The sequence below is a fragment of the Pseudomonas sp. GCM10022186 genome (assembly GCF_042656385.1).
GTDB lineage: Bacteria > Pseudomonadota > Gammaproteobacteria > Pseudomonadales > Pseudomonadaceae > Metapseudomonas.
Window position 1 is genome coordinate 273,918 of sequence record NZ_JBHSOU010000007.1, and the last position, 24,868, is coordinate 298,785.

At 66.6% G+C, this 24,868-nt stretch carries 16 protein-coding genes and 1 pseudogene; 12 read left to right on the forward strand and 5 right to left on the reverse strand.

The genetic code is table 11. The features are described 5' to 3' along the window. Nucleotides 1-37: 37 nt before the first annotated feature. Nucleotides 38-1,009, reverse strand: coding sequence for a glutathione synthase (gshB, locus tag ACFPU0_RS05370; RefSeq protein ID WP_377691754.1), 972 nt, complete (start codon nucleotides 1,007-1,009; stop codon nucleotides 38-40). A gap of 267 nt (nucleotides 1,010-1,276) precedes the next feature. Here gshB and pilG point away from each other — a divergent pair, with 267 nt between their 5' ends. From pilG to ACFPU0_RS05410, 8 genes are all read left to right on the forward strand, one after another. Next, nucleotides 1,277-1,684, forward strand: a complete 408-nt coding sequence (pilG, locus tag ACFPU0_RS05375; protein ID WP_003455569.1) for a twitching motility response regulator PilG — start codon at nucleotides 1,277-1,279, stop codon at nucleotides 1,682-1,684. 45 nt (nucleotides 1,685-1,729) lie between these two features. After that, on the forward strand, nucleotides 1,730-2,095 hold the full coding sequence (pilH, locus tag ACFPU0_RS05380; RefSeq protein WP_377691755.1) for a twitching motility response regulator PilH: 366 nt from the start codon (nucleotides 1,730-1,732) through the stop codon (nucleotides 2,093-2,095). 56 nt (nucleotides 2,096-2,151) lie between these two features. Further along, on the forward strand, nucleotides 2,152-2,688 hold the full coding sequence (locus ACFPU0_RS05385; RefSeq protein WP_377691756.1) for a chemotaxis protein CheW: 537 nt from the start codon (nucleotides 2,152-2,154) through the stop codon (nucleotides 2,686-2,688). 139 nt (nucleotides 2,689-2,827) lie between these two features. After that, nucleotides 2,828-4,876, forward strand: a complete 2,049-nt coding sequence (locus ACFPU0_RS05390; RefSeq protein ID WP_377691757.1) for a methyl-accepting chemotaxis protein — start codon at nucleotides 2,828-2,830, stop codon at nucleotides 4,874-4,876. A gap of 62 nt (nucleotides 4,877-4,938) precedes the next feature. Continuing rightward, nucleotides 4,939-5,799, forward strand: coding sequence for a protein-glutamate O-methyltransferase (locus ACFPU0_RS05395; RefSeq protein ID WP_377691815.1), 861 nt, complete (start codon nucleotides 4,939-4,941; stop codon nucleotides 5,797-5,799). 9 nt (nucleotides 5,800-5,808) lie between these two features. Further along, nucleotides 5,809-13,623 (forward strand): Hpt domain-containing protein, encoded by a 7,815-nt coding sequence (locus ACFPU0_RS05400; RefSeq protein ID WP_377691758.1) that lies wholly within the window; start codon nucleotides 5,809-5,811, stop codon nucleotides 13,621-13,623. Next, nucleotides 13,620-14,639 (forward strand): chemotaxis protein CheB, encoded by a 1,020-nt coding sequence (locus ACFPU0_RS05405; protein WP_377691759.1) that lies wholly within the window; start codon nucleotides 13,620-13,622, stop codon nucleotides 14,637-14,639. The genes ACFPU0_RS05400 and ACFPU0_RS05405 overlap by 4 nt, the downstream gene beginning before the upstream one ends. 13 nt (nucleotides 14,640-14,652) lie before the next feature. Beyond that, a complete protein-coding gene (locus tag ACFPU0_RS05410) occupies nucleotides 14,653-15,123 on the forward strand; it encodes a chemotaxis protein CheW (protein ID WP_377691760.1) in 471 nt (156 codons plus the stop codon). A gap of 337 nt (nucleotides 15,124-15,460) precedes the next feature. Here ACFPU0_RS05410 and ACFPU0_RS05415 read toward each other — a convergent pair whose 3' ends face one another. Together ACFPU0_RS05415 and ACFPU0_RS05420 are read right to left on the reverse strand one after the other, a co-directional pair. Next, nucleotides 15,461-16,180 (reverse strand): 16S rRNA (uracil(1498)-N(3))-methyltransferase, encoded by a 720-nt coding sequence (locus tag ACFPU0_RS05415; RefSeq protein ID WP_377691761.1) that lies wholly within the window; start codon nucleotides 16,178-16,180, stop codon nucleotides 15,461-15,463. A 92-nt stretch (nucleotides 16,181-16,272) separates the two neighbouring features. Beyond that, on the reverse strand, nucleotides 16,273-17,679 hold the full coding sequence (locus ACFPU0_RS05420; protein ID WP_377691762.1) for an adenosylmethionine--8-amino-7-oxononanoate transaminase: 1,407 nt from the start codon (nucleotides 17,677-17,679) through the stop codon (nucleotides 16,273-16,275). A 161-nt stretch (nucleotides 17,680-17,840) separates the two neighbouring features. On the opposite strand from ACFPU0_RS05420, the pseudogene ACFPU0_RS05425 reads away from it, so the two are divergent. The 4 genes and pseudogenes from ACFPU0_RS05425 to ACFPU0_RS05440 all read left to right on the forward strand — a co-directional run. Beyond that, a pseudogene (locus ACFPU0_RS05425) lies at nucleotides 17,841-19,310 on the forward strand (flavin monoamine oxidase family protein); the annotation flags it as partial. A gap of 242 nt (nucleotides 19,311-19,552) precedes the next feature. Further along, nucleotides 19,553-20,107, forward strand: a complete 555-nt coding sequence (locus ACFPU0_RS05430) for a cytochrome b (protein ID WP_377691763.1) — start codon at nucleotides 19,553-19,555, stop codon at nucleotides 20,105-20,107. A 31-nt stretch (nucleotides 20,108-20,138) separates the two neighbouring features. Next, entirely contained in the window at nucleotides 20,139-20,714 is a 576-nt protein-coding gene (locus ACFPU0_RS05435) for a YceI family protein (protein ID WP_377691764.1), read from the forward strand. A gap of 235 nt (nucleotides 20,715-20,949) precedes the next feature. Continuing rightward, nucleotides 20,950-21,525: a YceI family protein gene (locus ACFPU0_RS05440; protein WP_377691765.1), complete on the forward strand. Its 576-nt coding sequence runs from the start codon at nucleotides 20,950-20,952 to the stop codon at nucleotides 21,523-21,525. Between the two features lie 157 nt (nucleotides 21,526-21,682). On the opposite strand, the gene ACFPU0_RS05445 is transcribed toward ACFPU0_RS05440, so the two are convergent. Then, entirely contained in the window at nucleotides 21,683-23,611 is a 1,929-nt protein-coding gene (locus ACFPU0_RS05445) for a DEAD/DEAH box helicase (protein WP_377691766.1), read from the reverse strand. A gap of 290 nt (nucleotides 23,612-23,901) precedes the next feature. Further along, complete coding sequence (gene metF / locus ACFPU0_RS05450) at nucleotides 23,902-24,750, reverse strand: methylenetetrahydrofolate reductase [NAD(P)H] (RefSeq protein WP_377691767.1); 849 nt, start codon at nucleotides 24,748-24,750, stop codon at nucleotides 23,902-23,904. Nucleotides 24,751-24,868 lie beyond the last annotated feature (118 nt).

Consider the following 24,868-nt stretch of genomic DNA (forward strand, 5'->3'; position numbering starts at 1 on the left):
GGAGCTCGAAGCTGCAAGCCGGAAGCTGTTAGCTACGTCATGCTTCAAGCTTCGGGCCTTTGGTTTTCAGCTCGGCTGCGATGGCATCCATCAGCCGCTCGCCGATACGAGTGTCGTAGGCCTTGTCGATTTCGCGGATGCAGGTGGGGCTGGTGACGTTGATCTCGGTGAGATGGTCGCCGATCACGTCCAGGCCGACGAACAGCAGGCCTTTTTCCCGCAGGGTCGGACCAACGGTCGCGGCGATCTCACGGTCGCGATCGGAGAGCGGCTGGGCCACACCGCGGCCGCCGGCGGCCAGGTTGCCGCGGGTTTCACCCTCGGCGGGGATGCGCGCCAGGCAGTAGGGCACCGGCTCGCCGTCGATCATCAGGATGCGCTTGTCGCCGTCCTTGATCGCCGGCAGATAGCGTTGCGCCATGATCTGGTGGCGGCCATGGCCGGTGAGGGTCTCGAGGATCACCGAGAGGTTGGGGTCGCCGACGCGGTGGCGGAAGATCGAGGAACCGCCCATGCCATCAAGGGGTTTGAGAATGATGTCACGCTGCTCTTCGGCAAACTCGCGCAGAATGTCTGCGCGTCGACTGACAACGGTCGGCGGCGTCAGCTGGGGGAACAGGGTGGCGAAGAACTTCTCGTTGCAGTCGCGCAGGCTCTGCGGGCGGTTGACCACCAGCACGCCGGCCCGTTCGGCCTGTTCCAGCAGATAGGTGGAGTAGACGTACTCGTTGTCGAAGGGCGGGTCCTTGCGCATCAGGATCACGTCCAGATCGGCCAGCGGGGTGTCGGCTTCGGCGTCCAGTTCGAACCAGTGCTCCGGGTCGAGGAACACCTTCAGGGAGCGCATGCGCGCGCGAGCTTCACCGTTTTTCTGGTATAGGTCCTGCTGCTCCATGTAGAACAACGACCAGCCGCGCTCCTGGGCGGCCAGCAGCATGGCCAGGGAGCTGTCCTTCTTGAAGGAGATTTGCGCAATGGGGTCCATGACGATCCCGAGGCGAACGCTCATGGGGGGTCTCCGCAACAGGTTTCAAGGGGCACGCCGAAGGCGGCGGGCCGGTTGGATAAAGCGCTCAGGGTGGCGCCGGCGTTGACCGCGGTCAAGGAAAAAACCTTCCCCCGGATGGGAAGAATCGCAGATGCGGGGGCCGTGTAGCTTGCGTCTGGAGACTGTGCTAAAAAGGCCCGACGATTGGGTCGCAGCCCGTCGGTTGCAGGGCCTCAGGCATATATATAAAGCAGAATAACGACTCACCGAGGCGATGGTAGGGCGAACATGGAACAGCATTCCGAGGGTTTGAAGGTCATGGTGATCGACGATTCGAAAACGATTCGTCGCACCGCCGAGACTCTGCTCAAGAAAGTGGGGTGCGAGGTCATCACCGCGGTCGATGGTTTCGATGCCCTGGCCAAGATCGCCGACTCCCATCCGAACATCATTTTCGTCGACATCATGATGCCGCGCCTGGATGGTTATCAGACCTGCGCCCTGATCAAGAACAACAGCGCTTTCAAGTCCACCCCGGTGATCATGCTGTCCTCCAAGGACGGCCTGTTCGACAAGGCCAAGGGTCGCATCGTCGGTTCCGACCAGTACCTCACCAAGCCCTTCAGCAAGGAAGAGCTGCTCGGCGCGATCAAGACTCACGTCCCCGATTTCACCCCGGTGGAGCAAGCCTCCTGAAGTCCGGCCTGAAGGCCGGTGAAGCCTTTCCGTATGGGGAACACCATGGCTCGTATTCTGATTGTTGATGACTCGCCGACCGAGATGTACAAGCTGACCGCCATGCTCGAGAAGCACGGTCACCAGGTACTCAAGGCGGAGAACGGTGCCGATGGCGTGGCCCTGGCCCGCCAGGAGAAGCCGGACGCCGTGCTGATGGATATCGTCATGCCCGGCCTGAACGGCTTCCAGGCGACCCGTCAGCTGACCAAGGACGCCGAAACCAGCCATATCCCGGTGGTCATCGTCACCACCAAGGATCAGGAAACCGACAAGGTCTGGGGCAAGCGCCAGGGCGCCAAGGACTACCTGACCAAGCCGATCGAAGAAGACACCCTGATCAAGACCCTGAACGCGGTACTGGCCGGCTGAGTGCCGCGCCGGTCCCCGGAACCATAATTATTAGAAACAGGCCAAGGCCGGTCGCCATGTCGGATTCGCAGACTCCCTTCCAGCTCCTCTTCGAGATCGACCAGCGCTGTCGCGCGCTGGCCGCGGGGTTGCCTGCGCAACAACAGGTGGTGCAGAGCTGGAGCGGCATCGGCTTCCGCATGGGCGAGCGCCTGTTCGTGGCGCCCATGGGCGAGGTCAGCGAAGTGCTGCACGAGCCGCGCTACACCTTGCTGCCGGGGGTGAAGACCTGGGTCAAGGGCGTCGCCAACGTGCGTGGCCGCCTGTTGCCGATCATGGACCTGTGCGGTTTCTTCGGCAGCGAACTCTCACCCCTGCGCAAGCAGCGCCGGGTGCTGGTGGTCGACCACCAGGAGATCTTCGCCGGCCTGATCGTCGACGAAGTCTTCGGCATGCAGCATTTCCTGGTCGATGCCTTCAGCGAGGAACTGCCCCCGCTGGAGGCCGGTATCCAGACCTTCATCCACGGCGTGTTCCACCGCGAACAGCCCTGGCTGGTGTTCAGCCCGCATGCGCTGGCGCAGCATCAGGCGTTCATCGAGGTGGCTGTCTAGATTCGACGCGGGGCGCCTGGCGCTCCGCGGTAGTTACCGGGATGCGGTTCCCGGGACTGCGGTTTCAAGGTTGGGCCGGCTTCGCCGGCCCTTTGGCGTTACATGGGAACAAGTGGTTGGTCCAGGCGGGGGCCCGATAATGAAAAGACTGAACTCAGGCAATCTGTTTTCCGGGGTGCGCAGCACGTCGCTGATCGCCGGACTCTTCGTGGTCCTGATCGTCGCCATCGTGCTGCTGTTCGCGAACTTCGCGTACCTCAACACCCAGGCGAACTACGACAAGGAGTACATCAGCCACGCAGGTGAGCTGCGCGTGCTCTCCCAGCGTATCGCCAAGAACTCCAGCGAGGCCGCAGCGGGCAAGGCCGAAGCCTTCGCCCTGCTGAAGGACGCGCGCAACGACTTCGAGCAGCGCTGGAACTTCCTCGTCAAGGGCGACGCCTCCACCGGCCTGCCTGACGCGCCCGCTGCCGTTAAAGCCGAGATGGACCCCGTGCAGAAGGACTGGGACAGCCTGCGCAAGAACGCCGACGCCATCCTCGCCAGCGAGCAGACCGTGCTCTCCCTGCACCAGGTGGCCGCCACCCTGGCCGAAACCATTCCGCAACTGCAGGTCGAGTATGAGGAAGTGGTGGACATCCTCCTCGAAAGCGGCGCGCCCGCCAGCCAGGTTTCCGTGGCCCAGCGCCAGTCGCTGCTGGCCGAACGTATCCTCGGTTCGGTGAACAAGGTGCTGGCCGGTGACGAAGACTCGGTCCAGGCCGCCGACATGTTCGGTCGCGACGCCAGCCTGTTCGGCCGCGTACTGACCGCCATGCGCGAAGGCAACCCGGCGATGGAGATCTCCAAGGTCACCAATACCGAGGCCCTGGAGCGCCTGCAGGAGATCGCCGAACTCTTCGAATTCGTCTCCGGCTCGGTGGACGAGATCCTCGAGACCTCGCCCGAGCTCTTCCAGGTCCGCGAGTCCGCCAACACCATCTTCACCGGTTCCCAGACCCTGCTGGACAAGGCCTCCGCGCTGACCACCGGCTTCGAGAACCTGGCTTCCAGCCGTGACCTGAACAGCTTCGCCGGCTACGTGCTGGGCGTGCTGGCCCTGGGCTCGATCATCCTCATCGGCCTGGTCATGGTGCAGAGCACCCGCAGCCGGCTGGCCGAGACCGCCGCGAAGAACGAACGCAACCAGGCGGCGATCCTGCGTCTGCTCGACGAAATCGCCGACCTCGCCGACGGCGACCTGACCGTGGCCGCGACCGTGACCGAAGACTTCACCGGCGCCATCGCCGACTCCATCAACTACTCCATCGACCAGCTCCGCGAGCTGGTGGAAACCATCAACCTGACCGCCGTGCAGGTGGCCGCCGCCGCCCAGGAAACCCAGGCCACCGCCATGCACCTGGCCGAGGCTTCCGAGCACCAGGCCCAGGAAATCGCCGGCGCCTCCGCGGCGATCAACGAAATGGCCGTGTCCATCGACCAGGTATCGGCGAACGCCTCCGAATCCTCGGCGGTAGCGGAACGTTCCGTAGCCATCGCCAACAAGGGCAACGAAGTGGTGCACAACACCATCACCGGCATGGACAACATCCGCGAGCAGATCCAGGACACCTCGAAGCGGATCAAGCGCCTCGGTGAATCGTCCCAGGAGATCGGCGACATCGTCAGCCTGATCAACGACATCGCCGACCAGACCAACATCCTCGCCCTGAACGCCGCGATCCAGGCGTCCATGGCCGGCGACGCGGGCCGTGGCTTCGCCGTGGTTGCGGACGAGGTACAGCGCCTCGCGGAACGTTCCTCTGCCGCGACCAAGCAGATCGAGGCCCTGGTGAAGACCATCCAGACCGACACCAACGAAGCGGTGATCTCCATGGAGCAGACCACCTCCGAAGTGGTCCGCGGTGCCCGCCTGGCCCAGGACGCCGGTGTGGCCCTGGAAGAGATCGAGAAGGTATCCAAGACCCTGGCGGCGCTGATCCAGAACATCTCCAACGCCGCTCGTCAGCAAGCCTCCTCCGCCGGCCACATCTCCAACACCATGAACGTGATCCAGGAGATCACCTCGCAGACGTCCGCCGGTACCACCGCTACCGCGAAGAGCATCGGCAACCTGGCGAAGATGGCCAGCGAGATGCGCAAGTCGGTTTCCGGCTTCAAGCTGCCGGAAGCCCAGGACATAGCCTGACCACGGGAGGCGCCGCGGCCTGAGGGCGCGGCACGACGGCCATGAATCAAGGGCACGACAGCATGCAGCCAGGCGGCGTCTGGGCCTTGAAACCCTTGGCCGACATGACGACAGCGGAGTTCCACGACTGGCAGAAGCTGCTCGAGGAGCGCACCGGCGTGGTGGTCAACGACCAGCGCCGCTCCTTCCTCCAGGCCAACCTGAGTGCGCGCATGCGCGAGCTGGGGGTGGCGGACTACGCCAGCTATTACCGCCAGGTCACCGACGGACCGCGCGGCGCGGTGGAGTGGTCGACCCTGCTGGACCGCCTGACCGTGCAGGAGACCCGCTTCTTCCGTCACCCGGCGTCCTTCGATCTGCTCGCCGGTTACCTGCGCGGGCGTGTCGAGGCCGGCCTGGCGCGACCCCTGGAGATCTGGAGCGTGGGTTGCTCCAGCGGCGAAGAACCCTATTCACTGGCCATGCTGGCGACCGAGGCACTTCGCGGTACCGAACGACCGGACTACTTCGGCGTGACCGGCACCGACATCAGCCTCAGCGCCCTGGCCAAGGCCCGCGAGGGGTGCTATGCGCCCCGGCGCCTGGAGCAGCTGGAAACGAAGCTCGCCGAGCGCTATTTCCAGGCCCAGGACGATGGCCGTTACAAGGTAGTGCCGAGCCTGGCCGCACGGGTGTGTTGTGCAAGGCTCAATGTGCTGGAACTGGCCAAGGCGCCAATGTCCGGCATGGACGTAATTTTCTGTCAGAACCTGTTGATCTACTTCCGCCGCTGGCGCCGCCGGGAAATCCTCAACCGCCTGGCCGAGCGCCTGGCGCCGGGAGGCCTGATGGTGCTGGGCGTGGGCGAAGTGATGGGTTGGCAGCACCCGGACCTCGAGCCGGTGCCCAACGAACAGGTTCTGGCATTCACCCGGAAGGGATAGCAGACGGCTATGACTGATCGGCACGACTACGTCGCCCTCGAGTGGGTCAAGGGCGAGATCGCGGAAACCCTGAAGCAGGCGCGGCAGGCCCTGGAGGCCTACGTCGAGAACCCGCAGGACCCGACGCGCATGCGTTTCTGCCTGACCTATATCCATCAGGTCCAGGGCACCTTGCAGATGGTCGAGTTCTACGGCGCCGCCCTGCTCGCCGAGGAAATGGAGCGCCTGGCCCAGGCCCTGATGGAGGGGCGCGCGACCAATCGCGGCGAGGCCCTGGAAGTGCTGATGCAGGCCATCCTGCAGCTGCCGCCCTACCTCGACCGCATCCAGAGCGCCCGCCGCGACCTGCCGATGGTGCTGCTGCCGCTGCTCAACGACCTGCGCGCCGCCCGTGGCGACAACCTGCTGTCGGAAACCAGCCTGTTCGCCCCGGACCTCTCCGTGGTCATGCCGGCGCTGTCCAGGGACACCCTGGCGCGCATGCGCACCGCCGAGCTGCCGGTGCTCCTGCGCAAGCTGCGGCAGATGCTGCAGGCCGCCCTGGTGGGGGTGATCCGCAACCAGGACCTGGCCACCAACCTCGGCTACATGGCGCGGGTCTTCGCCCGCCTCGAATCCCTCTGCCAGGACGCGCCCCTCGGACCGCTCTGGCAGATCGCCTCGGGCTTGGTGGAAGGCCTGGCCAACGGCAGCGTGGTCAACGGCTCCACCGTGCGCAACCTGCTGCGTGAGGTGGACAAGGAGCTCAAGCGCTTGCTGGACGAGGGCGCCGACGGCTTCAACCAGGCGGCCCCGGAAGAGCTGGTGAAGAACCTGCTGTTCTACATCGCCAAGGCGCCGGCCCAGTCGCCGCGCATTCGCGCCCTCAAGGAGCGTTATCGCCTCGACGACGCCCTGCCGGACACCTCGGTGGTGGACGAGGAACGGGCCCGTCTCGCCGGCCCCGACCGCGACGCCATGCGCTCGGTGGTCACCGCACTCTGCGAAGAGCTGGTGCGGGTCAAGGACAGCCTCGACCTCTTCGTGCGCAGCGACCGCAGCGGCGTCACCGAGCTGGATTCCCTGCTGCCGCCGCTCAAGCAGATCGCCGACACCCTGGCGGTGCTCGGTTTCGGCCAGCCGCGCAAGGTCATCCTCGACCAGATCGATGTGATCCACGGCCTGTCCCTCGGCCAGCGCGAGCCCAGTGACGCGGTGCTGATGGATGTGGCCGGCGCCTTGCTCTACGTGGAAGCCACCCTGGCCGGCATGGTCGGTCCGGCGGAAGAGGGCGTGGCGGAAGAAAGCCACCTGCCCACCACCGACGTGGCGCAGATCCACCAGCTGGTGATCAAGGAGGCGCGCAATGGCCTGGAGCAGGCCAAGGACGCCATCATCGAGTTCATCGCCTCGCAGTGGAACCACGAGCACCTGGCTCGCGTGCCGGAGCTGCTGACCCAGGCCCGTGGCGGCCTGGCGATGATTCCCCTGGCGCGCGCCGCCGCCCTGCTGGAGGCCTGCAACCGCTACATCCTGGAGCAACTGCTGGCGCGCAAGGCGGTGCCGAACTGGCAGAGCCTGGACACCCTGGCCGACGCCATCACCAGTGTGGAGTACTACCTCGAGCGCCTCTCCGAGGACCACGCCGCTTCCGGCGACCTGATCCTCGACGTGGCCGAGGAAAGCCTTGAATCCCTGGGCTACCCGCTCAAGGACAAGCCTTCCATCCTCGATCTGCCGGAGGAGGAACCCCTGGCGCCCCTGGCCGATCCGCTGCAGGAAATCGAAGTGCTGGCGGCGGAGGAGTCGGAGCTGAGCCAGCACCTGGACCCGGAAGACGAGCCCGAAGCGGTCATGCCCCGGGCCGAGGTGCTGCCATTTGCGCCCGCGCCGCAAGTTCCGGCAGAAGCAGCGTTGGCCGCCGAAAGCATCGACTTCAGCCTGGATGCGCCGCTGGAGCTGGTCGAGGCCGCGCCACGGCCGGCCGCCGACAGCGAGCTGCTGGTTTCCGACGACAACTGGCGCCTGGGCGAAGCGAGCGCCGAACCGGCAGCCGAAAGTATCGACTTCAGCCTGGATGCGCCGCTGGAGCTGGTCGAGGCCGCGCCACGGCCGGCTGCCGATAGTGAGTTGCTGGTGTCCGACGACAACTGGCGCCTGGGCGAAGCGAGCGCCGAACCGGCAGCCGAAAGCATCGACTTCAGCCTGGATGCGCCGCTGGAGCTGGTCGAGGCCGCGCCACGGCCGGCTGCCGATAGCGAACTGCTGGTCTCCGATGACAACTGGAGCCTGGCTGAACTGGAGTTCGAGCCGCTGGCAGAAGGCGTCGACTTCAGCCTGGATGCGCCCCTGGATCTGGCGACTGCCACGAAGCCGCAGCTGGAGCCTGCCCTGGCGCTGGGGGGGCAGGAGGCGCTGCCGAGCCTCGACCTGACCGAACTGGACAGCCTCCCCGCCGAGGCCGAGGTGCTGCTCCCGGAGGAGGACGAGCTGCTCGACCTCAGCCTGGATACGCCCCTGGAGTTCGACGAAGCCCAGCCGTTGCCCAGCTTCGACCTGGCCGACCTGGAAGAACTGCCACCGGCCCTGCCGGGCGACCAGCCCGCCCTGGACCTGCCGGAAACCGCCGAGGCGTTGCCGAGCCTGGAATTCGACGAACTGGACGCCCTGCCGGCCGCGGAACCGGTGGCCGAGCTGGACTCCCTGAGCCTGGAGGACCTACCGGCGCCCATGGAATGGGACGAGGCCGCGCTCGCCGAACTCGGCCTGCCCGAGGTGGAGCTGCCCAGCGCGCCGGAAGAGCCGCTGGCGGCTGAACCCGCCGCCGAGCGCCCGCTGTCCCTGGCCGAGGTCATGGCCGCACCGGTCCCGGCCTTCAACCCGCCGGCCCGCGAAGTGCCGCCGAGCCTGCTGCCGCCGCCCGCCGATGAGGAACCGGTGGACGACGAACTGCAGGAAGTCTTCATCGAGGAAGCCGGCGAAGTGCTGGAAACCCTCGCCGAATACCTGCCGCGCTGGCGCGCCGACAGCAATGACCGCGAGCCCCTCGGCGAGGTACGCCGTGCCTTCCACACGCTCAAGGGCAGCGGCCGCATGGTGCGTGCCCTGGTCATCGGCGAGTTGTCCTGGTCGGTGGAAAACCTGCTCAACCGTGTACTGGACCGCAGCATCGAGGCCGCAGAGCCGGTGCAGCAGGTGGTCCAGGACGTGGTCGACCTGCTGCCGGAACTGGTCGAGGAATATGCCGCCAAGGCACAGCGTCAGCGCGACGATGTCGACCTGCTGGCCGCCGCGGCCCATGCCCTGGCCAAGGGGCAGAGCCTCCCAAAATCTGATGCCCCGGGTTCAGAGCCGGCCGTCGGGCCCGTGGGCGAGCTGCACGCTCCAGTCATCACCGAGTCCGGCGAGATGCTGGACCCGCAGCTGCTGGAAATCTTCCGCAACGAGGCGGAGCTCCACCTGGAAACCCTCGCCGGCTTCATCAAGGCCTGCGACCACGAGTTGCCCCGGGCGGTGAATGACGACCTCCAGCGCGCCCTGCATACCCTCAAGGGCAGCGCGCACATGGCCGGTATCCTGCCGATCGCCGAGATCGCCACACCCTTGGAGAAAATGGCCAAGGAGTTCAAGACCAACCTGCTCAGCATCGACCTGTCCGAGTCCGAGCTGCTGCGCGAGGCCCTGGCCTTGCTGCGCAGGGGCGTGGAGCAGCTGGACAGTACCCCTCTGTCGCCCATCCCCGGCACCGAAGCGCTGCTGGGACGCATCCGTCAGCTGCACCAGGACCGCCTGGAAGCCGTCAGCGCCGCGCGCCGCGACGACAAGGGCGAGACTCGCGACCCGCAGATGATTTCCCTGTTCCTCGCCGAAGGCATGGACATCCTGCTGGATGCCGAGGATCTGCTGCGCCGCTGGCGCGAACATCCGGCCGAGCGCCAGGAACTGGATGCACTGCTGGACGAACTGAATACCCTCGGCCGAGGCGCCGAGATGGCCGAGCTGCCGCAGATCGAGGAACTCTGCGAGGCGCTGCTGGACGTCTATGGCGCCGTGGACGAAGGCAGCCTGCCGGTCAGCGAGCGCTTCTTTGGCGAGGTCGAGGCCGCCCACGAAGCCCTGATCGGCATGATGGACCAGGTAGCCGCGGCCCTGGAGGTCAGCGCTCGGCCGGAGCGTGCCGAGGCCCTGCGCAACCTGTTGCAGGAGCTGGTGGACCCGGCGGCCCTGGCCCTGCTGGAGCCCGACGCTGCACCTGAACTGCAGATCGAAGAGCTGGAGGTCGATGGCCACGATTGGGCCGTCGCCGATACCAGCGCGCCACTGCCGGAGCAGGTCGACGAGCCGCTGGGGCTGCAGGACGCCGCCCTGCCGGAACTGGTCGCCTTCGACGCCGAGGAGGAGCCCGCCGCCCCCCTGAGCGAGGTCCCCGCGGCTCTCGACGAGGAAATGGTGGCCATCTTCCTCGAAGAGGCAGTGGATATCCTCGATAGCGCCGGCAAGGCCCTGGAGCGCTGGCTCGGCGAGCCGGGCAACAATCCGGCGCTGCTGGCCCTGCAACGGGACCTGCACACCCTCAAGGGCGGTGCGCGCATGGCCGAGATTCGCCCCATCGGCGACCTCGCCCACGAACTGGAGTCCCTCTACGAAGGCCTGGTGGATCGCCGCTACAGCCACTCGCCGCGCCTCGCCGGCCTGCTGCAGAAGAGCCATGACTGCCTCGCCGGCCTGCTGGAGCAATTGCAGGCGCGTCGGGCGCTGAGCGATCCGCTGCAACTGATCCAGGACATCCGCGGCTTCCGCCAGGGCGGTGCGCAGAGCCTGTCCGCGGCCGTGGTGCAGCCGCAACTGGAGTTCGAAAGCTTCGATGCTGAAGACAGTGAGCTCGAAGACCCCATCGACCTGTGCGAGCCCTTCAGCGCCGCCAATGACGAGAGTGCGGACCAGGACGCGTTGCCGGAACGGCCCGACGCCGAGCTGGCCCTGGAAGAACCCGAGCCGCTGCAGGTCGCCGAGGAGCCCGCTGCCTACGACGTGGCGCCCCAGCCCTTCGACGGCGAGCAGGACCCGGAGCTGGTGGAAATCTTCCTCGAGGAAGGGGTCGACATCCTCGACAGTGCCGGCGCTGCCCTGCAACGCTGGATCGAGTCGCCGGACAACAGCCTCGAGGTGGAGGCACTGCAACGGGACCTGCACACCCTCAAGGGTGGCGCGCGCATGGCCGAGATCGGCCCGATCGGCGATCTCGCCCATGAGCTGGAATTCCTCTACGAAGGACTCTGCAGTGGCCGCCTGCGGGCCGGCCCGGCGCTGTTCGGCCTGCTCCAGGCCTGCCAGGACCGTCTGAGCGAGATGCTCGACGCGGTGCGTGCGCGCCATCCGTTGCCGGATGGCCGGGCGCTGGTCGAGGCCATCCAGGCCTGGCGCAGCAACCCCGATGAACAACTGAGCACGCCGAGCAGCGTGCACCTGCTGCCAGCGGTCGAGGACGACCTGGAGGCCGTCGCCGAGGCGGATATCCTCGACATCTTCCTGGAGGAGGCCGACGACCTCCTGGAGGCCATGGAGACCGCCATCGGTCGCTGGGAAGAGGAGCGCGAGGAAGGCGCCCACATCGACGAGCTGCTGCGTGTGCTGCACACCCTCAAGGGCGGTGCGCGGCTGGCCGGGCAGAAGCGCCTGGGCGACCTCTCCCACGACCTGGAACAGCACCTGATCGAGGCCCAGCAGCAGGGCGCGCCCTGGCCGGAAAGCCTGTTCCTCGACGTGCAGTCCGGCTATGAAGGCCTGCAGGCCGAGTTGGACGAATTGCGCCAGCGCCTGGACCGGAGCCTGGCCGAAGACCAGCCCGCTGCGCTCCCGGCGCAGAGCCTGCCGGAGGTGCCGCAACTGGGCAGCCCCATAGTCGCCGCCAGCGTACAGCCGCCCAGCGTCAGCGAAGAGCGGATGCTGCCCTTCGTCCGCCGCGCCCAGGAAGCCGCCCAGGACGCGGCGGCGCGCCGCGCGCCCCAGGAACTGGTGAAGGTACCGGCGGAGCTGCTGGAAGGCCTGGTCAACCTGGCCGGCGAGACCTCCATCTTCCGTGGCCGGGTCGAGCAGCAGGTCAGCGACTTCAGCTTCACCCTCTCCGAGATGGAAGCCACCATCGAGCGGGTCCGCGACCAGCTGCGCCGGCTCGACACCGAGACCCAGGCGCAGATCCTGAGCCGCTACCAGGCCGAGGCCGAGCGTGCCGGCTACGAGGACTTCGACCCGCTGGAAATGGACCGCCATTCGCAGTTGCAGCAGCTCTCAAGGGCCCTGTTCGAGTCCGCCTCCGACCTCTTGGACCTCAAGGAAACCCTGGCGGCGAAGAACCGTGATGCGGAAACCCTGCTGCTGCAACAGGCGCGGGTGAACACCGAGCTGCAGGAAGGCCTGATGCGCACCCGCATGGTGCCCTTCGACCGTCTGGTACCGCGGCTGCGCCGTATCGTCCGGCAGGTGGCCAGCGAACTGGGCAAGCAGGTGGAGTTCGTGGTCGGCAATGCCGAGGGCGAGATGGACCGTACCGTGCTCGAGCGCATGGTGGCGCCCCTGGAGCACATGCTGCGCAACGCCGTCGACCACGGTATCGAAAACGCCGAAGCGCGCCGTGCGGCCGGCAAGCCGGAGGCGGGCACCATCCGCCTGAACCTCGGCCGTGAGGGCGGCGACATCGTCCTGACCCTGGCCGACGACGGCGCCGGCATCAAGCTCGAAGCGGTGCGCCGCAAGGCCATCGAGCGCGGCATGATGGACGCCGACGCCGACCTCTCGGACCACGAGGTGCTGCAGTTCATCCTCGAGCCGGGCTTCTCCACTGCCGACAAGGTCACGCAGATTTCCGGCCGTGGCGTCGGCATGGACGTGGTGCATTCCGAGGTGAAACAGCTCGGCGGCACCATGAGCATCGACTCCACGCCGGGCGAGGGCAGCCGCTTCCTCATCCGCCTGCCGTTCACCGTGTCGGTGAACCGCGCGCTGATGGTGCTCTCCGGCGAAGACCTCTACGCCATCCCGCTGAACACCATCGAAGGTATCGTGCGGGTTTCGCCCTACGAGCTGGAGACCTACTACCAGCCGGACGCGCCGCGCTTCGAGTACGCCGGGCAGAACTACGAACTGAAATACCTGGGCGACCTGCTGGACAACGGCCAGCAGCCCAAGCTGGTGGGCCAGAGCCTGCCACTGCCGGTGATCCTGGTGCGCTCCAGCGAGCATGCCGTGGCCGTGCAGGTGGACGCCCTGGTGGGCTCCCGCGAGATCGTGGTGAAAAGCCTCGGCCCGCAGTTCGCCGGGGTCCACGGTATCTCCGGCGCCACCATCCTTGGCGACGGCCGCGTGGTGGTGATCCTCGACCTGCTGGCGACCATCCGGACGCGCCATGCGCACCTGGCGCAGCCGCAACTGCGCTCGGCCAGCGCCAACCTGCTGCCGGTGGAGGTGGATCTGGAGCGTCCGCCGCTGGTGATGGTGGTGGACGACTCGGTGACCGTACGCAAGGTCACCAGCCGCCTGCTGGAGCGCAATGGCATGAACGTGCTGATCGCCAAGGACGGGGTGGATGCCATCGCCCTGCTGCAGGAGCAGCGGCCCGACATCATGCTGCTGGACATCGAGATGCCGCGCATGGACGGCTTCGAGGTGGCCACCCTGGTGCGGCACGATGAGCGCCTGAAGGACCTGCCGATCATCATGATCACCTCGCGTACCGGCGAGAAGCACCGCGAACGCGCCATGGCCATCGGCGTCAACGACTACCTGGGCAAGCCCTACCAGGAGTCCCTGTTGCTCGAAACAATCCAGCATCTGGTCAAACGGACATGACAGAGAAGACTTTCGCACGTATCGCGGTGCTCGCCGACACCTCGCTGCAGCGCCATGTGCTGCAACAGGCGCTGACCGGCAACGGTTACCAGGTGGTGCTCAACAGCGACCCCGCCCGTCTCGACGAAGCGGCCCTGGCCGCCTGCGAGGCGGACCTCTGGCTGGTGGACCTGGCGCTGTCCGAGGACTCGCCCCTGGTGGACAACCTGCTGGAGAGCGCCAGCGTGCCTGTGCTGTTCGGCGAGGGCCACGCCCCCGAGCGCCACTCCGAGCATTACCCGCGCTGGGAGCGGCGGCTGTTCGGCAAATTGAAGAAACTGGTGGGCGACCCGGCGGTGGCCGTGGGGCCGAGCCTGGAAACCCTGCTGGCGGACGCCCAGCGCCCCGCGCGCCTGGAGTTGCCCAGGGCCCTGGCCGATACCCCCCTGGTGGCGGGCGAGCCAGCGCGTCAGGTCTGGCTGCTGGCCGCCTCCCTCGGCGGCCCGGCGGCGGTCAAGGCGTTCCTCGACGCCCTGCCCGGCGGCCTGCCGATCGGCTTCCTCTACGCCCAGCACATCGACCCCAGCTTCGAGGGCGCGCTGCCCCAGGCGGTGGGCCGCCACAGCCAGTGGCACGTCAACCAGGTCCGCCCCGCAGAGGCGGTGCGCTGCGGTGAAGTGGTGGTGGTGCCCATCAGCCGCGAGCTGGGGTTCGATGACCAGGGCCGCATGCTGGTGGGCGATCGCCCCTGGCCGGAGCCCTACAGCCCTTCCATCGACCAGGCGATGCTCAACCTCGCCCAGCGCTACGGCGCCCAGTGCGGGGTCATCGCCTTCAGCGGCATGGGCAGTGACGGCACCGCCGCCGCGGCCTATGTGCGCCGCCAGGGCGGGTTGATCTGGACCCAGAGCGCTGACAGCTGCGCCAGCGCGAGCATGCCCGACAGCCTGCGCGAAGGTGGCTACAGCGACTTCAGCGGCGACCCGCGCGAGTTGGCCGCGAAGCTGGTCGAACATCTGGCCGCGCAGTGCAGCTAATCCAGGAAATCCCATGAGCCAAGCCGTTACCACCCAGAACAGCGCCGCCAGCCTCACCGGGCTGCTGCTGCCCCTGGCCGACCGAACCCTGCTGGTGCCCAACGTGGCCCTGGCCGAACTCATCCCCTACCGCGCGCCCCAGGCGACGGCTGGCCTGCCTGGCTGGTTGCTGGGGCAAGTGGCCTGGCGCGACCTGCGCCTCCCCCTGCTGTCCTTCGAGGCCGCCGCCGGTGGCGAAGCCAAGGTCGGCGCCGGTGCCCGGGTCGCTGTGCTCAACGCCCTGGGCGGCCGCCCCCATGTGAAGTTCATCGCCCTGCTGCTGCAAGGCATCCCCCGCTCCCTGAAGCTGGAAGAGGACCTCCCCCGCGCCAACGCACCGCTGTCGAGACTGGAGCTGGACGCCGTGCAACTGGGCACCGAGGTGGCGAGGATCCCCGACCTGGTGGGCCTGGAACAGATGCTGGCGGATGCGGGACTGATCTGAAAGGGCGGAAGAGCCGAATAAACCGCTGGAGGCTGACGGCTGAAGGCTGAACGAAAGAGCGCTCCGCCGTAGGTTGGATAGAGGTACGAAACCCAACAAACGAGCGACGAGAGCGCTGGAGGCTGAAGGCTGGACGAAAAAGCTTGGCCCGATGCCGGTCCGAAGGAACCCTGCCCAGCCTCCAGCCTAAGGGTGGGAATCCCTTTGGGAATTTCCACCATCGGCGTCTTGCAATGCATCGCTGGTGGATAGAAAAGCGCTATCCACCCTACGGACCGGGCAAGATTCGTTCAGCTTTCAGCTTTCAGCTTTCAGCTTTCAGCTTTCAGCTTTCAGCCTAAAAATCCCCCCACAGCTGCTGCGCCACGCTGAGCGCCACCACCGGCGCCGTCTCGGTGCGCAGCACCCGTGGTCCCAGGCGTGCGGCATGGAATCCCGCGGCCTTGGCCGCATCCACTTCGGCCTCGGACAGGCCGCCCTCGGGGCCGATGAGGAAAGCCAGGGTGGCGGGCCTCGCATGGCTTGCCAGGGGCTCGGCCACCGGGTGCAGGACCAGCCTGAGGTCGGCCTCCACCTGACGCTGCCAGTCGGCCAGGGCCACCGGCGCATGGATCACCGGCAGCACCGAGCGGCCGCATTGCTCGCAGGCGCTGATGGCGACCTGGCGCCAGTGGGCCAGGCGCTTGTCGGCGCGCTCGTCCTTCAGCCGTACTTCGCAGCGCTCGCTGACGATGGGGCTGATCTCCATCGCGCCCAGCTCGGTGGCCTTCTGGATCGCCCAGTCCATGCGCTCGCCGCGCGACAGGCCCTGGCCGAGATGCACGCGCAGGGGCGACTCGGCCATCCCGGCGAAAGCCTCGCGCAGTTCCACCCGCACGGTTTTCTTGCCCATTTCCACCAGCTCGCCGAGGAATTCCTGGCCGGAACCGTCGAACAGCTGCACGGCGTCGCCGGCCGCGAGGCGCAGCACGCGGCCGATGTAGTGGGCCTGGGCTTCGGGCAGTTCGTGCTGGCCGAGGGAGAGCGGGGCGTCGATGAAGAAACGGGAGAGGCGCATAGGAGAAAGCTGGAAGCCGGAAGCTGAAAGCTTGAAGTGTAACGGCTTTGGCTTCCAGCTTCAGTCTTCCAGCTTCCAGCTTCCAGCTGCTATTAGCCCGGATCGCGATGGTTGGGATGCAGATCGGCGTCTACCGGCACGCTGACCGCCTCGCGGGTGGCGATGTCGATGCCTTCGCTGGCGACCGTGGCGAGGAAGTCGATCTGTTCCTCGGTGATCACATAGGGCGGCAGGAAGTACACCACGTTACCCAGCGGGCGCAGCAGCGCGCCACGCTCCAGGGCGTGCTGGAAGACCTTCAGGCCGCGGCGCTCCTGCCAGGGGTAGGGCGTCTTGCCGGCCTTGTCCCGGACCATCTCGATGGCCAGCACCATGCCGGTCTGGCGCACTTCGGCCACGTTGGGGTGGTCCGCCAGGTGGGCGGTGGCGGTGGCCATGCGCGCGGCCAGCTTGCGGTTGGCCTCGATCACCCGGTCCTCTTCGAAGATATCCAGGGTCGCCAGCGCGGCGGCGCAGGCCAGCGGATTGCCGGTGTAGGTGTGCGAATGGAGGAAGGCGCGCAGGGTCTGGTAATCGTCGTAGAAACCCTGGTAGACGGTCTCGGAAGTGAGCACCGCGGCCATGGGCAGGTAGCCCCCGGTCAGGGCCTTGGACAGCACCAGGAAGTCCGGGGCGATGCCGGCCTGCTCGCAGGCGAACATCGTCCCGGTGCGGCCGAAGCCGACGGCGATCTCGTCGTGGATCAGGTGCACGCCGTAGCGGTCGCAGGCCTCGCGCAGCAGCTTGAGGTACACCGGGTGGTACATGCGCATGCCGCCGGCGCCCTGGATCAGCGGCTCGACTATCACCGCCGCCACTTCTTCATGGTGTTCGGCCAGGGTGCGCTCCATATGGGCGAACATGGCGCGGGAGTGCTCTTCCCAGCCCATGCCATCCGGGCGCAGGTAACAGTCCGGGCTCGGCACCTTGAGGGTGTCCAGCAGCAGCGACTTGTAGGTCTCGGTGAACAGCGCCACGTCGCCCACCGACATCGCTGCCACGGTTTCGCCGTGGTAGCTGTTGGTCAGGGTGACGAAGCGTTTCTTGCGCTCGCGGCCCTGGTTGCGCCAGAAGTGGTAGCTCATCTTCAGCGCCACCTCGATGCCGGAGGAACCGTTGTCGGCGTAGAACACCCGGTCCAGGCCCTTGGGCGTGATCTTCACCAGGCGTTCGGACAGCTCGATCACCGGCTGATGGCTGAAGCCGGCCAGTATCACGTGTTCCAGCTGGTCCACCTGGTCCTTGATGCGCTGGTTGATGCGCGGGTTGGCGTGGCCGAAGACGTTGACCCACCAGGAGCTGACGGCGTCCAGGTAGCGTCTGCCCTCGAAATCTTCCAGCCAGACGCCCTCGCCACGGCGGATCGGCACCACCGGCAGGCGTTCGTGATCCTTCATCTGGGTGCAGGGGTGCCAGAGCACGGAAAGGTCGCGTTGCATCCAGTCGGCGTTGAGGCCCATGAGTCGTTCTCCTGTAGCGATCGGCGAAGCCTATGCAATGGCTCGGCCCCGGACAAGCAGGACGTGCGCTTCCGCCCCCGCGGCACGTCTGGCCCGGCCGCCGGGCCTGGCGTATCCTGCGCGCCACTTTCGAACGACGCTGCTTCACCGGGGGAATCTTCATGCCTGCAGCCTGGCGCGCCTTGGCGCTGATCATAGTGGGAGGGCTCAGCGCGACGGCGCTGGCCAAGGACAAGCAGCCGACGGCCATCGTCATCGGCGGCGGCATGGCCGGCCTGACCTCGGCCTACGAGCTGCAACAGAAAGGCTGGCAGGTCACCCTGCTGGAGGCCAAGCCGAGCATCGGCGGCCGCTCTGGTCTGGCGGCCAGCGAGTGGGTCGGCAGCGCCAAGCTGCAGCCGGTGCTCTATAGCTATCTCGACCAGTTCAAGCTCAAGGCCGTGTCCGCGCCGGACTACGTGCGCACCCCGGGCTACCTGGTGGGCGGCCATTACTTCTCCGAAGCCGACCTGCTCAAGGAAGCGCCCAGCACAGTGGAAGGCCTGAAGCGCTTCGACAAGAGCCTGGACGACCTGGCCGCCTCCATCGACGACCCGATGAAGCCGCTGGCCAACCACACCCTGCAGACCCTGGACTCCATCAGCGTCGCCCGCTGGCTGGAAAAGCTGAACCTGCCGCCCACCGCCAAGGCTCTCGTGGAGCAGCGCATCCGTTCGCGCTATGACGAGCCCTCGCGCCTGTCGCTGCTCTACCTGGCCCAGCAGGCCCGCGTCTACCGTGGCCTGCCGGACACCGAGATGCGCGCTGCGCGCCTGCCCGGTGGCAGCCATGGCCTGGCCCAGGCCATGGCCAAGCAGTTGAAGACCATCAAGACCAACGCCCGCGTCTCGGCCATCGTGCAGGAGAAGGAGGGCGTCACGGTCAAGGTCGGTGGCGCCGGTTACAGCGCCGACTACGCCGTCCTCGCCGTACCGCTGCCGGCCTTGGGCAAGATCAGCCTGACACCGTCCCTCTCGGCCCTGCAGTTGCGTGCCCTGAAGGACATCAACTATGGCTGGCGCGACCAGATGCTGCTCAAGTTCAAGAAGCCTGTCTGGGGCAAGAGCCGCCTCTCGGGCGAGGTCTACAGCGACCAGGGCCTGGGCATGCTGTGGGTCGAGCCAGCCCTCAAGGGGGGCGCCAACCTGCTGATCAACCTGTCCGGTGACAACGCGCGCCTGATGCAGGCCTTCGGCGACCGGCAGATGGTCGACCAGGTGCTGATCCGCTTCGACAAGCTCTACCCGGGTGCCCGCGAGCAGTTCAGGGGCTTCGAGCTGCGTCGCTACGGCAAGGACGCCCTGGCCGGTGGTGCCTACCTGGCCTATGGTCCGGGCGAGATCAGCCTCTACTGGCGCATGTGGGAGCAGCCCCTGGGTCGCGTGGTGTTCGCCGGCGAGCACACCGACGCGCTTTATCCCGGCACCCTGGAAGGCGCCCTGCGCAGCGGACAACGCGCCGCCACCCAGGTCATCGACCTCAAGGCCGGCAAGGCCGTCGGTCCGCTGGAAACCCTGGCCGAAGCCAAGCCCGAGGCGGCGCTCAAGGCGTCCACCAAGGAAGAGAAGAAGGGCTTTTTCTCGCGCCTGTTCAACTGAGTGCCACACCCGGCGGCAAACCTCTTTGCCGCCGGTCCCCGCCCTGAAGGCCCTTCGGCCGCGTCCGACGAACCGTCGGGCTATCCCGCCGACACAATCCAGCAAGATCCCATTGGTTATAAAGATCGTATTACTCGATATTTCAAAGCGAAATTTTCCGCTTTAATTCGATAGATTTGTCGCTAACCTTTGTCGGCCCTGTATACAAAGCTCGCGTTCCCCCAAGGATGTCCTTCATGCAATGGCGCAACTCCCCGTCCCGCTTCGGCGCGGTCAGCATTTTCCTGCACTGGGGGGTGGCCCTGGTGTTCGTCGCCCTGTTCGCCCTGGGCCTGTGGATGGTCGGGCTGGACTACTACAGCAGCTGGTACAAGACCGCCCCGGACATCCACAAGGGCGTCGGCATCCTGCTCTTCCTGGTGATGCTGGCGCGCCTGGCGTGGCGTTTCATCAGCCCGCCGCCTCCGGCCCTGCCCAACCACGGCCCGATGACCCGCCTGGGCTCCAAGCTGGGCCACCTGGTGCTCTATGTCGGGCTGTTCGCCCTGATGATCTCCGGTTACCTGATCTCCACCGCCGAAGGCCGTGGCATCGCCGTATTCGGCCTGTTCGAGGTGCCGGCCACCCTGACCTCCATTCCCGACCAGGAAGATGTCGCCGGCGCCATCCATGAATACCTCGCCTGGGGCCTGCTGATCTTCGCCGGCATCCATGCCCTGGCCGCTCTCAAGCACCATTTCATCGATCGCGACGCGACCCTGACCCGCATGCTCGGTCGCGCCGCCAAATAAAGCTGCAACCTCTCAACAAGGAGATTCACCGATGCTGAAGAAAACCTTCGCTGCGCTGACCCTCGGTACCGCGCTCTTCGCTGGCCAGGCCATGGCCGCCGACTACGTGATCGACAAGCAAGGCCAGCATGCCTTCGTCAACTTCGAGATCGGCCACCTGGGCTACAGCTACATCTACGGCACCTTCAAGGACTTCGACGGCGCCTTCAGCTTCGACGAGAAGAACCCCGAGGCCAGCAAGATCAAGGTGACCCTGAAGACCGCCAGCGTGGACACCAACCACGCCGAGCGTGACAAGCACATCCGCAGCGCCGACTTCCTCAACGCCAGCAAGAACCCCGTCGCCACCTTCGAGTCCACCTCGGTGAAGTCCACCGGCCAGGGCACTGCCGACGTGACCGGCAACCTGACCCTGAACGGCGTCACCAAGCCGGTGGTGATCCAGGCCAAGTTCGTGGGTGAAGGTAACGACCCCTGGGGCGGCTACCGCGCCGGCTTCAAAGGCGCCACCACCATCAAGCTGAAGGACTTCGACATCCAGAAGGACCTCGGCCCGGCTTCCCAGGAAGCCCAGCTGATCATCTCCTTCGAGGGCGTGCGTTCCTGAGCACGCTTTACCGCTTCTGCAAGACGCCGGCTTCCAGCCGGCGTTTTGCTGTCCGGCCCGCATGGCCAGCCCTGGAATATCTCCGCATCGGCAGTGTCAAAACAAACTGCTGGGGTGCCACTTGCGCGCTCGATCCGTGATGCGTGCGCTCGGCATGCTTTCTGTGGAAATCTGAACGAACTATCCAGACCAGGTCTACAGAGGATCTCCCGCCCATCAACAAGGAGATTCACCGATGCTGAAGAAAACCTTCGTTGCGCTGACGCTCGGCGCCGCGCTGTTCGCGGGCCAGGCCCTGGCCGCCGACTACGTGATCGACAAGGAAGGCCAGCACGCCTTCGTCAACTTCAAGATCGGCCACCTGGGCTACAGCTACATCTACGGCACTTTCAAGGACTTCGACGGCAGCTTCAGCTTCGACGAGAAGAACCCCGAGGCGAGCAAGGTCAAGGTGATCCTGAAGACAGCCAGCGTCGATACCAACCACGCCGAGCGCGACAAGCACATCAAGGGCGATGACCTCCTCAACGTCCGCAAGAACCCGACTGCCACCTTCGAGTCCACCTCGGTGAAGTCCACCGGCCAGGGCACTGCCGACGTCACCGGCAAGCTGACCCTGAACGGCGTCACCAGGCCGGTGGTGATCCGGGCCAAGTTCGTCGGCGAGGGCGACGACCCCTGGGGCGGCTACCGCGCCGGCTTCGAAGGCACCGCCACCATCAAGCTGAAGGACTTCGCCATCCTGAAGGACCTCGGCCCGGCTTCCCAGGAAGTCCAGTTGATCATCTCCTTCGAGGGCGTGCGCTCATAAGCACGAGGGTTCCAGGGGCTCGGTAGGGTGCGCCGTGCGCACCATGGTTCCGCGCAGATGTTCCGGTGCGCGCAGCGCACCCTACCGTTTGTCTTGTGGGCTTTTCCGCACAAACGAAAACGCCGGCATCGAGCCGGCGTTTTCACGAGCGGGACACTCAGCGGTTGCGGGTCAGCAATGCCGGCTTCTCGCCGCGCGGACGGCTGCTCTGTTGCAGTTCGTCCAGCTGTTCGGGTGTCGGGAAGCGGTCGGCGCGGGACTCCTTCATGATGATCTTCGGCGCCGGCTTGCTGGCGCGCGGGTCCTGCACGGCCGGCTCGTCGCGGCCACGGGACACCAGTTGATCGTCACGGCGCTGGCTATTGCCACGGCCCTTGGCCGCCTTGCCCTGGCCCTGGCGTTGCTGGCCCTGCTTCTGGCCACCCTGCTTCTGGCCCTGGCTGCCACCCTGGCCACGCCCCTGGCCGCTGCGGCCCTGGCCCTGACCCTGCTGGCCCTGCTGGCGCTGGCCTTGACCCTGGCCCTGGCCGCCACGGCGCTGGTTACGGCCCTGAGATTGGCCCTTGGGCGGATAGGGGCTCACGTAGTCGACACGATTGCCGAAGTTGTCCACGTCGTCGTCGAGGAACTCTTCCGGATCGCGTTCCGGAGTCGACTGCGGCGCACGTGCCTGCTTCGGCTGCTTGGGTTGCTGTTGCTGGCGCTGCTGGCTGGCGGCCTGCTGGCCCTGTTCCTGGCCCTTGCCTTTGCCACGGCGGCGGTTGCGGCTCTTGCGCGGCTTGCCTTCGGTGCCTTCCCCGGCTTCCTGCGCTTCCTTGGCCTCGCCCGGCACCTGGGCCTGGGGCGCGGCGGCCTTGGCCTCGCGCTTGGGCTTGTTGGCGCGCGGCTGGCGCTCGGGGCGCGGCGGGCGGGCTTCGGGGCGCTCGGCCTCGACGCTTGTCGGGTCGAAGCCCTGGGTGTCGCCGGCGGGGATCTTCTGCTTGGTCAGGCGCTCGATGGCCTTGAGCAGCTTCTCCTCATCCGGCGCCACCAGGGAGATGGCTTCGCCGCTGCGGCCGGCACGGCCGGTACGGCCGATACGGTGCACATAGTCTTCCTCGACGTTGGGCAGCTCGAAGTTGACCACGTGGGGCAACTGGTCGATATCCAGGCCGCGGGCGGCGATGTCGGTGGCCACCAGGATGCGGATGTCATTGGCCTTGAAGTCGGCCAGGGCCTTGGTGCGGGCGTTCTGGCTCTTGTTGCCGTGGATCGCGGCGGCAGACAGGCCGTGCTTGGTGAGGTACTCGGCCAGGCGGTTGGCGCCGTGCTTGGTGCGGGTGAAGACCAGGACCTGTTCCCAGGCGCCGACCGTGACCAGGTGCGCCAGCAGGGCGCGCTTGTGGCTGGCGGGGAGGTGGAACACGCGCTGCTCGATGCGCTCCACCGTGGTGTTCGGCGGAGTCACTTCGATGCGTTCGGGATCGTGCAGCAGCTTGTTGGCGAGTTCGACGATGTCTTTCGAGAAGGTCGCCGAGAACAGCAGGTTCTGGCGTTTGGGCGGGAGCTTGGCGAGGACTTTCTTCACGTCGTGGATGAAGCCCATGTCGAGCATCCGGTCGGCCTCGTCGAGCACCAGGATCTCCACATGGGAGAGATCGACTGCGCCCTGGCCGGCCAGGTCGAGCAGGCGGCCGGGGCAGGCCACCAGCAGGTCGAGGCCCTTGGCCAGTGCCTGGACCTGGGGATTCATGCCGACACCGCCGAAGATGCAGGCGCTGGTCAGGCTCAGGTCGCGGGCGTAGATCTTGAAGCTGTCATGCACCTGGGCCGCCAGCTCGCGAGTCGGGGTCAGCACCAGCACGCGCGCCTGGCGCGGGCCGTGACGATGGGGTTTGTCGGGGTGGCCGTTGGGGAACAAGCGTTCCAGAACGGGCAGCGCGAAACCGGCGGTCTTGCCGGTGCCAGTCTGGGCCGCAACCATCAGGTCGCGACCTTGCAACACGGCGGGGATGGCCCGCTGTTGCACGGGAGTGGGCTGGGCGTAGCCGGCGGCTTCGACGGCGCCGACCAATGCCTCGGAGAGACCGAGGGAAGCAAAGGACATGGGAGATCCTGTGTAGTTCTAAGGGGCTGGCCCGATAGGGTGATCGTGTCTGGCTAGAATCGCGGCAGTGGCGCGCGATCCCGACCGGTCCTGCTGGCCGAAGGGATGGCTCAGCGTCCGGGCGTATGCCTGACGGAGCGCCGAGTATAACAGTTCCGACGCAATGTACAGCCCTCGCGCTGCTCAACGGTTGCGGCGCGCCTGCCGGCTGGCGTGCCGAAGGAGAAGAACGGGCTGATGAGGCGGAAAGGCCGGGACAATGCCCGGCCTCTCCAACTTCCACGCGAAACTCAACGCGGCAGCTTGAGGTTCTTCCAGATCGCCAGGCTGGGTTCGGCCTGGTTCAGGGTGTAGAAGTGCAGGCCGGGGGCGCCGCCCTGCAGCAGGCGTTCGCACATCTCGGTGATCACCTGCTCGCCGAAGGCCTGGATGCTCTGCACGTCATCGGCGTAGGCCTCCAGCTGCTTGCGTATCCAGCGCGGGATCTCGGCGCCGCAGGCGTCGGAGAAGCGCGCCAGCTTGCTGTAGTTGGTGATCGGCATGATGCCCGGCACCACGGGAATATCCACACCCAGCTTGCGTACGCGCTCGACGAAGTAGAAGTAGCTGTCGGCGTTGAAGAAGTACTGGGTGATGGCGCTGCTGGCGCCGGCCTTGACCTTGCGAATGAAGTTGGCGAGGTCGGCCTCGTAGCTGCGTGCCTGGGGGTGTACTTCCGGATAGGCGGCGACTTCGATGTGGAAGTGGTCGCCGGTTTCCGCGCGGATGAATTCCACCAGTTCGTTGGCGAAGCGCAGCTCGCCGCTGGCCATGCCCATGCCGGACGGCAGGTCGCCGCGCAGGGCGACGATGCGCTGGATGCCGGCGTCCTTGTAATGGGCCAGCAGGGCGCGCAGTTCGGCCTTGCTGTCGCCGACGCAGGACAGGTGGGGGGCGGTGGGTACCTTCACCTCGCCGTCCAGCTGCAGCACGGTCTGCAGGGTGCGGTCGCGGGTGGAGCCGCCGGCACCGTAGGTGCAGGAGAAGAAATCCGGCTGGTAGCTGGCCAGGTTGCGGGCGGTGGCCAGGAGTTTTTCGTGCCCGGCTTCGGTCTTGGCGGGGAAGAACTCGAAGCTGTAACGGCGTTCGGGGGAGCTCATGAGCGAATCCTGGGGGGCTTTCGGGCGAGTGACGGCCCGGGAGTCCTTTGATCGTTGGAGGCTGAAGGCTGAAGGCCGGACGAAATGCGGCATGGTGGCGCTCCTTCGTCCAGCCTTC

Bases quoted from the DNA above. Each gene is read 5' to 3' on its own strand.
- gshB (WP_377691754.1), bottom strand. From the start codon at position 1,009: ATGAGCGTTCGCCTCGGGATCGTCATGGACCCCATTGCGCAAATCTCC.
- pilG (WP_003455569.1), top strand. From the start codon at position 1,277: ATGGAACAGCATTCCGAGGGTTTGAAGGTCATGGTGATCGACGATTCG.
- pilH (WP_377691755.1), top strand. From the start codon at position 1,730: ATGGCTCGTATTCTGATTGTTGATGACTCGCCGACCGAGATGTACAAG.
- ACFPU0_RS05385 (WP_377691756.1), top strand. From the start codon at position 2,152: ATGTCGGATTCGCAGACTCCCTTCCAGCTCCTCTTCGAGATCGACCAG.
- ACFPU0_RS05390 (WP_377691757.1), top strand. From the start codon at position 2,828: ATGAAAAGACTGAACTCAGGCAATCTGTTTTCCGGGGTGCGCAGCACG.
- ACFPU0_RS05395 (WP_377691815.1), top strand. From the start codon at position 4,939: ATGCAGCCAGGCGGCGTCTGGGCCTTGAAACCCTTGGCCGACATGACG.
- ACFPU0_RS05400 (WP_377691758.1), top strand. From the start codon at position 5,809: ATGACTGATCGGCACGACTACGTCGCCCTCGAGTGGGTCAAGGGCGAG.
- ACFPU0_RS05405 (WP_377691759.1), top strand. From the start codon at position 13,620: ATGACAGAGAAGACTTTCGCACGTATCGCGGTGCTCGCCGACACCTCG.
- ACFPU0_RS05410 (WP_377691760.1), top strand. From the start codon at position 14,653: ATGAGCCAAGCCGTTACCACCCAGAACAGCGCCGCCAGCCTCACCGGG.
- ACFPU0_RS05415 (WP_377691761.1), bottom strand. From the start codon at position 16,180: ATGCGCCTCTCCCGTTTCTTCATCGACGCCCCGCTCTCCCTCGGCCAG.
- ACFPU0_RS05420 (WP_377691762.1), bottom strand. From the start codon at position 17,679: ATGGGCCTCAACGCCGACTGGATGCAACGCGACCTTTCCGTGCTCTGG.
- ACFPU0_RS05430 (WP_377691763.1), top strand. From the start codon at position 19,553: ATGCAATGGCGCAACTCCCCGTCCCGCTTCGGCGCGGTCAGCATTTTC.
- ACFPU0_RS05435 (WP_377691764.1), top strand. From the start codon at position 20,139: ATGCTGAAGAAAACCTTCGCTGCGCTGACCCTCGGTACCGCGCTCTTC.
- ACFPU0_RS05440 (WP_377691765.1), top strand. From the start codon at position 20,950: ATGCTGAAGAAAACCTTCGTTGCGCTGACGCTCGGCGCCGCGCTGTTC.
- ACFPU0_RS05445 (WP_377691766.1), bottom strand. From the start codon at position 23,611: ATGTCCTTTGCTTCCCTCGGTCTCTCCGAGGCATTGGTCGGCGCCGTC.
- metF (WP_377691767.1), bottom strand. From the start codon at position 24,750: ATGAGCTCCCCCGAACGCCGTTACAGCTTCGAGTTCTTCCCCGCCAAG.